7 protein-coding genes are annotated in these 9,335 nt (G+C 67.1%); 5 read left to right on the forward strand and 2 right to left on the reverse strand.

Annotated elements, in window-relative coordinates; translation table 11 throughout:
* Positions 1 to 87 precede the first annotated feature (87 nt).
* Positions 88 to 1,749, reverse strand: coding sequence for a DNA repair protein RecN (gene recN / locus QRO93_RS20475; protein WP_180879844.1), 1,662 nt, complete (start codon positions 1,747 to 1,749; stop codon positions 88 to 90).
* A 114-nt stretch (positions 1,750 to 1,863) separates the two neighbouring features.
* Here recN and hrcA point away from each other — a divergent pair, with 114 nt between their 5' ends.
* From hrcA to dnaJ, 4 genes are all read left to right on the forward strand, one after another.
* A complete protein-coding gene (gene hrcA / locus QRO93_RS20480) occupies positions 1,864 to 2,928 on the forward strand; it encodes a heat-inducible transcriptional repressor HrcA (protein WP_008266321.1) in 1,065 nt (354 codons plus the stop codon).
* A gap of 63 nt (positions 2,929 to 2,991) precedes the next feature.
* On the forward strand, positions 2,992 to 3,507 hold the full coding sequence (gene grpE, locus QRO93_RS20485; protein WP_006434173.1) for a nucleotide exchange factor GrpE: 516 nt from the start codon (positions 2,992 to 2,994) through the stop codon (positions 3,505 to 3,507).
* A gap of 155 nt (positions 3,508 to 3,662) precedes the next feature.
* Positions 3,663 to 5,588, forward strand: coding sequence for a molecular chaperone DnaK (dnaK, locus tag QRO93_RS20490; protein ID WP_006434175.1), 1,926 nt, complete (start codon positions 3,663 to 3,665; stop codon positions 5,586 to 5,588).
* Between the two features lie 153 nt (positions 5,589 to 5,741).
* The gene (gene dnaJ, locus QRO93_RS20495) at positions 5,742 to 6,869 is read left to right on the forward strand and encodes a molecular chaperone DnaJ (protein ID WP_180879843.1); all 1,128 of its coding nucleotides are present in this window, start codon (positions 5,742 to 5,744) and stop codon (positions 6,867 to 6,869) included.
* Between the two features lie 60 nt (positions 6,870 to 6,929).
* Here dnaJ and QRO93_RS20500 read toward each other — a convergent pair whose 3' ends face one another.
* Positions 6,930 to 7,727 carry a helix-turn-helix transcriptional regulator gene (locus tag QRO93_RS20500; RefSeq protein ID WP_180879841.1) on the reverse strand — a complete coding sequence of 266 codons (798 nt, stop codon included), beginning with the start codon at positions 7,725 to 7,727 and terminating at the stop codon, positions 6,930 to 6,932.
* A 72-nt stretch (positions 7,728 to 7,799) separates the two neighbouring features.
* On the opposite strand from QRO93_RS20500, the gene QRO93_RS20505 reads away from it, so the two are divergent.
* Positions 7,800 to 8,999: an MFS transporter gene (locus QRO93_RS20505; RefSeq protein ID WP_053449491.1), complete on the forward strand. Its 1,200-nt coding sequence runs from the start codon at positions 7,800 to 7,802 to the stop codon at positions 8,997 to 8,999.
* The last annotated feature ends 336 nt before the right edge of the window (positions 9,000 to 9,335 follow it).

Genomic DNA, 9,335 nt, shown 5'->3' on the forward strand with positions numbered 1-9,335 from the left:
GATCTTCTTCCACACAGGTCCGGTTGCCGGCCAGCGGCCGGCACTACCTGTAGATCCACGCCATGCGTGGATGAACGCGTACGCGCGTCAGACCTGCAGCAGCTTGCGGGCGGCGGCGCGCGCTTCCTTGCTCACTTCCACGCCGCCGAGCATGCGCGCCAGTTCTTCCTCGCGTGCCTTGCTGTCCAGCTTCTCCACCGCACTCTGGGTCATGCCTTCCACCGGCGCCTTGCTCACCCGGTAATGCGCGTGGCCCTTGGAGGCGACCTGCGGCAGGTGGGTCACGCACAACACCTGGCGCTTCTCGCCCAGCGCGCGCAGCTTCTGGCCGACGATGTCGGCCACCGCGCCGCCGATGCCGGAGTCGACTTCGTCGAATACCATGGTCGGCACCGCATCCAGGTCCAGCGCCGCCACTTCGATGGCCAGCGAGATGCGCGACAGTTCACCGCCCGAGGCGACCTTGCGCAGGGCGCGCGGCGGCTGGCCGGCGTTGGCCGCGACCAGGAACTCCACGCGCTCGGCACCCTGCGGATCGGGTTTGCCGTTGTCCTGCGGCTCCAGTTCGATCAGGAACTGGCCGCCGCCCATGCCCAGCTCGGCGATGATGCCGGTGGTGGTGGCCGACAGTTCGGCGGCGGCACCGCGACGGCTGGCGGTCAGTACTTCGGCCTGTACGCGCCAGGCGGCGGCGGCCTTGTCGATCTCGCCGGCCAGGCGCTGCAGGCGCTCGTCGGCGCCGCGCAACTGTTCCACTTCGGCATGCATGCGTTCGCGCTGCGCGCCCAGCTCGTCCATCGGCACGCGATGCTTGCGCGCCAGGTCGTGCAGGCGGCCGAGGCGCCGCTCGTTCTCTTCGAACTGCTCGGGGTCGGCGTCGAGGTCGTCATGCACGCGGTCCAGCAGCGAAAGGGCTTCGTGCAGCTGGATCGAGGCATTCTCGATCAGGCCGTCCACCTCGCCCAGGCGCGGGTCATGTTCGATCAGGCGCGACAGCTCGTGGCGCACCTGCTGCAGCAGGTCCAGCGCGGAACTGCCGTCGTCGCCGTTGAGCTGGTTGCTGGCTGCCTGGCAGGCGGTCAGCAGGGCGCTGGCATGGGCCTGGCGGCGGTGGCTGGCGCCGAGCGCGGCGATCGACTCCGGTTCCAGGTCCTCGCGGTCCAGTTCGCGCAGCTGGTGCTCCAGGAAGCCGATCCGGTCACTCACGTCGCCCTGTTGCGACAGCGCCAGTGATTCGTCGACCAGTGTCTGCCACGCGGCGGCGGCGCGGCGCACCTGGCGGCGCGCGTCCTCGTTGCGGGCGTAGGCATCGAGCAGGGCCAGCTGCGACGGACGGGTCAGCAACGCCTGTTGTTCATGCTGGCCATGGATCTCCACCAGCAGCGCGGCCAGGTCGGCCAGCTGTGCGAGGGTGACCGGACGGCCATTGATCCAGGACCGCGAGCCGCCGTCGGCGCGGATCACACGGCGCAGCTGGCACTGCTCTTCATCGTCCAGCTCGTTGTCGGCCAGCCACTGGCGCGCGGCCTGCAGCTGGTCCAGCGCGAACTCGGCGGAAAGCTCGGCGCGGGCCGCGCCATGGCGGACCACGCCGCTGTCGGCGCGCAGGCCGGACAGGAAGCCCAGCGCGTCGACCATCAGCGACTTGCCGGCGCCGGTCTCGCCCGAAACCACGGTCATGCCGGGCCCGAACTCCAGTTCGGTGGCGCGGACGACGGCGAAATCCTTGATCGAAAGATGTCTGAGCATGGGTAAGAGGTATCAGCAGCCGCGCAACGCTAGCACGCGGGCGAGGGAGGTCCAATGACTTGCCAAGGGGATGCGCCGCCATTATCTAGTGTCCGTGTCTCACAGGTTGATTCCATGCACGGTTCTCCCGACCAGCTTGCCCCGCGTGCGCGCCATCTGCTGCGCACGCTGATCGCGCGTTACATCCAGGACGGCGAGCCGGTCGGCTCGCAGACGCTGGCGCGTGTGGCCGGCCTGGAGGTCAGCCCGGCCACCATCCGCAACATCCTCGGTGACCTGGAGGACCTGGGGCTGCTGGCCTCGCCGCATACCTCGGCCGGGCGCATTCCGACCGCGCATGGCTACCGGGTGTTCGTCGACAGCCTGCTGCAGATGCAGCCGCCGGGCGAGGGCGAACTGGCCCGCCTGCGCCAGGAGCTGGCCGGCGGCGGCAGCACCCAGGCCCTGCTGGGCAGCGCCTCGGAGCTGCTGTCGGCGATGAGCCACTTCGTCGGCGTGGTCAGCGCGCCACGGCGCGAGCAGTTCGCCTTCCGCCAGATCGATTTCGTGGCGCTGGACGGGCGCCGGGTGCTGGCGATCCTGGTGTTCGCCGACAACGAGGTACAAAACCGGGTCATCGAGACCCGCCAGGAGTTCGCGCCGGGGCAGCTGGAACAGGTCGCCAACTACCTCAACGCCCATTTCGCCGGGCTGCCGATGGCCGAGATCCGCACCCGCCTGCTGCTGGAGCTGCGTGATGCCCGCTCCGAACTGGAGCAGCTGCTGGCGCACAGCATCGAGCTGGCCGAGCAGGCCCTGCAGCCGGCGGCCGACGACATGCTGGTGGCCGGCCAGACCCGGCTGATGGGCGTGCAGGACCTGTCCGACCTGGAGCGCCTGCGCGAGCTGTTCGAGCTGTTCTCCAGCAAGCGCGAGATCCTGCAGCTGCTGGAGCGGACCATCCAGGCCCCGGGTGTACGCATCTTCATCGGCGAGGAAACCGGGATGATGCCGCTGCAGGGCGTTTCGCTGGTCACCGCCCCCTATACCGCCAACGGCCAGGTGCTGGGCGTGCTGGGCGTGATCGGGCCCAAGCGCATGGCCTACGACCGCATGATCCCGCTTGTCCAGGCCACTGCCGATGTGCTCGGCGCGGCCTTTTCGCCGGCCGGTCGCACGCCGGGAACATCCGACGCTTGAAACGCAGCATCCCGCCCACACTAGGGTGGGTGGAGGCGGAGATTGACCGCCAGGGACCCAGACATGAACCACGAACATCCAGATATCGAATCCCAGCAGACCGCCGCCGATGCGGCCGCCACCGCCGGCGTCAACGACGAACTGGAGCGCCTGCGCGCCGAAGTTGAACAGGTCAGGGCCGATGCGCTGCGTGAGCGCGCCGACCTGGAGAACCAGCGCAAGCGCGTCGCCCGTGACATCGAGCAGGCCCGCAAGTTCGCCAACGAGAAGCTGCTGGGCGAGCTGCTGCCGGTATTCGACAGCCTGGATGCCGGCCTCAAGGCCGCCGGCGATGATCCGCACCCGCTGCGCGAGGGCCTGGAGCTGACCTACAAGCAGCTGCTGAAGGTCGCCGCCGACAACGGCCTGGTCCTGCTGGACCCGACCGGCCAGCCGTTCAACCCGGAACACCACCAGGCCATCAGCCAGGTGCCGACCCCGGGCGCCGCCCCCGGCACCGTGGTGACCGTGTTCCAGAAGGGCTACCTGCTCAACGAGCGCCTGCTGCGGCCGGCGCTGGTGGTGGTGGCCGCCGACTGACGGCAGCGCCGGGCCTTGCCCGGCAACGTTTTCCAGGCGCTGAACACAGCGTTCGGGAGATGGCTTGAATGTTCCACGAGCCTCCCCCACATCGTATTCATCCACCGGCCGAACGGCCGGACTGACCCCAACAAGCATCCTCAGGAGTCTCCCCCATGGGCAAGATCATTGGTATCGACCTCGGCACCACCAACTCGTGCGTGGCGATCATGGACGGCGGCAAGGCCCGCGTCATCGAGAATTCGGAAGGCGATCGCACCACCCCGTCGATCGTCGCCTACACCAAGGACGGCGAAGTCCTGGTCGGCGCCTCGGCCAAGCGCCAGGCCGTGACCAACCCGAAGAACACCTTCTACGCGGTGAAGCGCCTGATCGGCCGCAAGTTCACCGACGCCGAAGTGCAGAAGGACATCGCGCACGTCCCGTACGGCATCCTGGCCCATGACAATGGCGACGCCTGGGTGTCGACCAGCGACGGCAAGAAGATGGCGCCGCAGGAAATCTCGGCCAAGGTGCTGGAAAAGATGAAGAAGACCGCCGAGGACTTCCTCGGTGAGAAGGTCACCGAAGCGGTCATCACCGTGCCGGCCTACTTCAACGACAGCCAGCGCCAGGCGACCAAGGACGCCGGCCGCATCGCCGGCCTGGACGTCAAGCGCATCATCAATGAGCCGACCGCGGCCGCGCTGGCCTATGGCCTGGACAAGGGCGACAACAAGGATCGCAAGATCGTGGTGTACGACCTGGGCGGCGGTACCTTCGACGTCTCGGTGATCGAGATCGCCAACGTCGACGGTGAGAAGCAGTTCGAAGTGCTGGCCACCAACGGCGACACCTTCCTGGGCGGCGAAGACTTCGACAACCGCGTCATCGAGTACCTGGTTGAAGAATTCAACAAGGACCAGGGCATCGACCTGCGCAAGGACCCGCTGGCCCTGCAGCGCCTGAAGGACGCCGCCGAGCGTGCCAAGATCGAGCTGTCCAGCGCCCAGCAGACCGAAGTGAACCTGCCGTACGTCACCGCCGACGCCTCGGGCCCGAAGCACCTGAACATCAAGCTGACCCGCGCCAAGCTGGAAGCGCTGGTGGAAGACCTGATCAAGAAGTCGATCGAGCCGTGCCGCGTCGCCCTGAACGATGCCGGCCTGCGTTCGAGCGACATCAGCGAAGTGATCCTGGTCGGTGGCCAGACCCGCATGCCGAAGGTGCAGCAGGCGGTGACCGAGTTCTTCGGCAAGGAACCGCGCAAGGACGTCAACCCGGACGAAGCCGTGGCACTGGGTGCGGCGATCCAGGGCGGCGTGCTCGGCGGCGACGTCAAGGACGTGCTGCTGCTGGACGTGACCCCGCTGTCGCTGGGCATCGAAACCATGGGCGGCGTGTTCACCAAGATCATCGAGAAGAACACCACCATCCCGACCAAGGCCTCGCAGGTGTTCTCCACCGCCGAGGACAACCAGTCGGCCGTGACCGTGCACGTGCTGCAGGGTGAGCGCGAACAGGCCCGCTTCAACAAGTCGCTGGCCAAGTTCGACCTGTCCGGCATCGAGCCGGCCCCGCGCGGCCTGCCGCAGGTGGAAGTGTCCTTCGACATCGACGCCAACGGCATCCTGCACGTGTCGGCCAAGGACAAGAAGACCAACAAGGAACAGAAGGTCGAGATCAAGGCCGGTTCGGGCCTGTCCGAGGAAGAGATCGCACGCATGGTCGCCGACGCGGAAGCCAACCGCGAGGAAGACAAGAAGTTCCAGGAGCTGGTGCAGGCCCGCAACCAGGCCGATGCCCTGATCCACGGCACCCGCAGCGCGATCACCGAGCACGGCAGCAAGGTCGGCGGCGAAGTGATCGGCAAGGTCGAGGCGGCCCTGGCCGACCTGGAAACCGCAATGAAGGGTGACGACAAGGCGCAGATCGAAGCCAAGTCGAAGGTGCTGGAAGAAGCCGGCCAGTCGCTGTTCGCCGCGGCTTCGGCCGACCAGGGCGGTGCCGCCCCGGGTGCCGACGCCGGCAACGCTGGCAAGGGCAACGACGATGTGGTCGATGCCGAGTTCACCGAAGTCAAGGACGACAAGAAGTCCTGATCCGGACCGACGCGGGACGCTGCCTGGCAGCGTCCCGTTGTCGCATCAGGGTCCTGGCCGCCACCGGCGTGTCGGGGCGCCCGACGCAAGAGCGGACCTGGTTCCGCTCTTCCGCTTTGACGAATCCCGACTTTCCGGAACCAGATTCACGATATGAGCAAGCGCGATTACTACGAAGTGCTGGGCGTTGCCCGCACCGCCACCGACGACGAGCTGAAGAAGGCCTATCGTCGCTGCGCGATGAAGTTCCACCCGGACCGCAACCCGGGTGATGCGGCGGCCGAAGCCTCCTTCAAGGAGTGCAAGGAAGCCTACGAAGTGCTGTCCGACAGCAACAAGCGCCGCATGTACGACAGCCACGGCCACGCTGCGTTCGAGCACGGCATGGGCGGTGGTGGCGGTCCGGGTGGCCCGGACATGAACGATATCTTCGGCGATATCTTCGGCAACATCTTTGGTGGTGCAGGCGGTGGCCCGCGCCAGGCCCGTCGCGGTGCCGACATCGGCTACGTGATGGAACTGGACCTGGAAGAAGCGGTGCGTGGCGTTGAGCGCCGCATCGAGATTCCGACCCTGGCCGAATGCGGCGACTGCGATGGCAGTGGCTCCGAAGACGGCAAGGTCGAGACCTGCAATGTGTGCCATGGCCGCGGCCAGGTGCGCATCCAGCGCGGCATCTTCGCCATGCAGCAGGCCTGCCACAACTGCGGCGGCCGCGGCCAGATCATCGCCAAGCCCTGCAAGACATGCCACGGCAACGGCCGTGTCGAGGAAGACAAGGTGCTGTCGGTGAAGGTGCCGGCCGGCGTCGATACCGGCGACCGCATCCGCCTGCAGGGCGAGGGCGAGGCCGGTCCGGCCGGTACCCCGCCGGGTGACCTGTACGTGGAAGTGCGCGTGCGCGAGCACGCCATCTTCCAGCGCGATGGCGACGACCTGCACTGCGAAGTGCCGATCCGCATCTCGCAGGCCGCATTGGGCGACACCGTGCGCGTGGCCACCCTGGGGGGCGAGGCGGAGATCCGCATCCCGGCCGAGACCCAGACCGGCAAGCTGTTCCGTCTGCGCGGCAAGGGCGTGCGTTCGGTGCGCAGCCGCAGCGAGGGCGATCTGTACTGCCGCGTGGTGGTGGAGACCCCGGTCAACCTCACCAACGAACAGCGCAAGCTGCTGGAGCAGTTCGAAGCCACCTTCGTCGGCGAGGAAGCACGCAAGCACTCGCCGAAGTCGGCCACCTTCATGGATGGCGTGAAGGGCTTCTGGGACCGCATGACGTCCTGAGTTTTTCAACGGAAGAGTTGAACGAAAGCGCCGGGCCAAGCCCGGCGTTTTCGTATGCGGTCAACGGAAAAACGCCGCCGGCGTCTGCCCCAGCTGACGCTTGAACATGCTGGTGAACGCGCTCGGGCTGTCGTAGCCCATCGCCAGCGCCACATCGATGACCTTGTCGCCGACCGCCAGTCGCTCCAGGGCGGCCAGAAGCCGCGCCTGCTGCCGCCATTGCCCGAAGGTCATGCCCAGTTCGCTGGCAAAATGGCGCTGGATGGTCTTCACGTCCACCTCCAGTGCCTGCGCCCAGTCCTGCAGCGTGGCGTCATCGCCAAGCTGCTTCTGGATGTGCTGGCAGATCCGCTGCAGGCGCGGGTCGGTCGCGGCGGGCAGATGCAGTGGCAGCACGTCCATGCGATGCAGTTCGTCCAGCAGCAGGCGCACCACGCGGCCATCGCGGCTGTCTTCGATGTGCTCGCCCTTGATCAGCGTGGCAGCCTGCAGCAGCTCGCGCAGCAGGGGGGCCACCTGTACCGCGAACGGTTCGGCCGGCAACTGCGGCGCGAACAACGGGTCGATGTACAGGCTGCGCATGTGCACGGCGGCGATGCAGTCGACCGCGTGCACCATGCCGGCCGGCATCCAGATCGCACGGGTCGAGGGCACCACCCAGCGGCCCACTTCCGAGCGCACCACCATCAGCCCCGAGATGGCATAGACCAGCTGGTGGCGCTGGTGCTTGTGGCCTGCGATGTGGCTACCGGCCGGGTACTGGGTGACCCGATAGGTGACCGGGCGATGCTGGGGGACGTCGCGCCAGGGCGCCGCCGGATCGACGTCGCTGGCAATGTCCTTTTTGCGATAGGCCATGACCCGAACGCGGCAGAAGGGAGGGGAGGGCAACCGTAGCATGCGTGGCTCGCCCCCAACCTGACTGCGTCCATGTCCGCCCTGGCTTCTCCTGCAACGACCTCACGCCCGGTGGCTCCCGGCGTGCTGGCTGCCATTTCCACCTCGCATGTCGTCAACGACATGATGCAGTCGCTGATCCTGGCCATCTATCCGGTGATCAAGGGCGGCTTCAATCTCAGCTTCACCCAGATCGGCCTGATCACGCTGACCTACCAGCTCACCGCCTCGATCTTCCAGCCGTTGGTCGGCATGGCCACCGACCGGCGCCCGGCGCCGTACTCGCTGCCGATCGGCATGGCCTCGACCCTGTGCGGCATGCTGCTGCTCGGCTTCGCGTCGAGCTACGCCGTGGTGCTGCTGGCCGCCGCGATGGTCGGCATCGGTTCGGCGATCTTCCACCCCGAGGCCTCGCGCATCGCGCGGCTGGCCTCGGGCGGCCGTCATGGCTTCGCGCAGTCGGTGTTCCAGGTCGGCGGCAATTTCGGTACCGCGCTCGGCCCGCTGATCGCCGCTGCGGTAATCGTGCCGTATGGCCAGCACGCCGCCTCGTGGTTCGCCGGTGCCGCCCTGATCGGCATCGCGCTGCTGACCTATGTCGGCCGCTGGTATGCGCTGCACCTGGGCACGCCGCGTCCGGCCAGCACCGCATCGATGGCGCCGCGGCATCCGCCGCGCACCGTGGCCAAGGTGCTGGCGATCCTGCTGGTGCTGATCTTCAGCAAGTACTTCTACATGGCCAGCATCGGCAGCTACTTCACCTTCTACCTGATCCACCACTTCGGCATTCCGGTGGCGCAGGCGCAGCTGCACCTGTTCGCATTCCTGGTGGCCTCTGCCGCCGGTGGTTTCCTGGGTGGCCCGCTGGGTGATCGCATCGGTCGCAAGCCGATCATCTGGACGTCGATCCTGGGTGTGGCGCCGTTCGCGCTGATGTTGCCGCATGCGGATCTGTTCTGGACGACGGTGCTGGCGGTGCTGATCGGCTTCGTGCTGTCCTCGGCGTTCTCGGCGATCGTGGTCTACGCGCAGGAGATGATGCCGCACCGCATCGGCATGGTGTCGGGCCTGTTCTTCGGCTTCGCGTTCGGCATGGGCGGATTGGGCGCGGCCGTGCTCGGCCTGCTGGCGGACAAGACCAGCATCGAGTACGTCTACCAGCTGACCGCGTTCCTGCCGCTGCTGGGCATCGTGGCTGCGTGGCTGCCGCCGTCGCGGCCTGCTGCTCACTGAGGGGTTTTGCTTTGCAGGGCTTGCAGCCCTGCACCTGCTGCAAGCCAGAGCCGAAGCAACAGCCGAAGCTGGCTATCCGTGGGTTGGCGGGGTGGGTCCGGTTGCAGGGGACGCCGTGAACCCATCCATGGGGGCTTGGCCGCGGCATCCATGCCGCGGACACCCCCTGCAACCGGACCCACCCCGCCTTCGACAGTTTTTCGCGATCTGTCAGAGCGGCGTTTTGCTCTGGCAGGTGTCGACCTTGGTCGACACGGATGAGTTCATTCGATGTCTCACAGATGTGTCGACCAAGGTCGACACCTACCAACAGCACACGGAATCTGTCAGAGGTGG

The organism is Stenotrophomonas maltophilia group sp. Smal17, assembly GCF_030237045.1.
Lineage (GTDB): Bacteria > Pseudomonadota > Gammaproteobacteria > Xanthomonadales > Xanthomonadaceae > Stenotrophomonas > Stenotrophomonas forensis.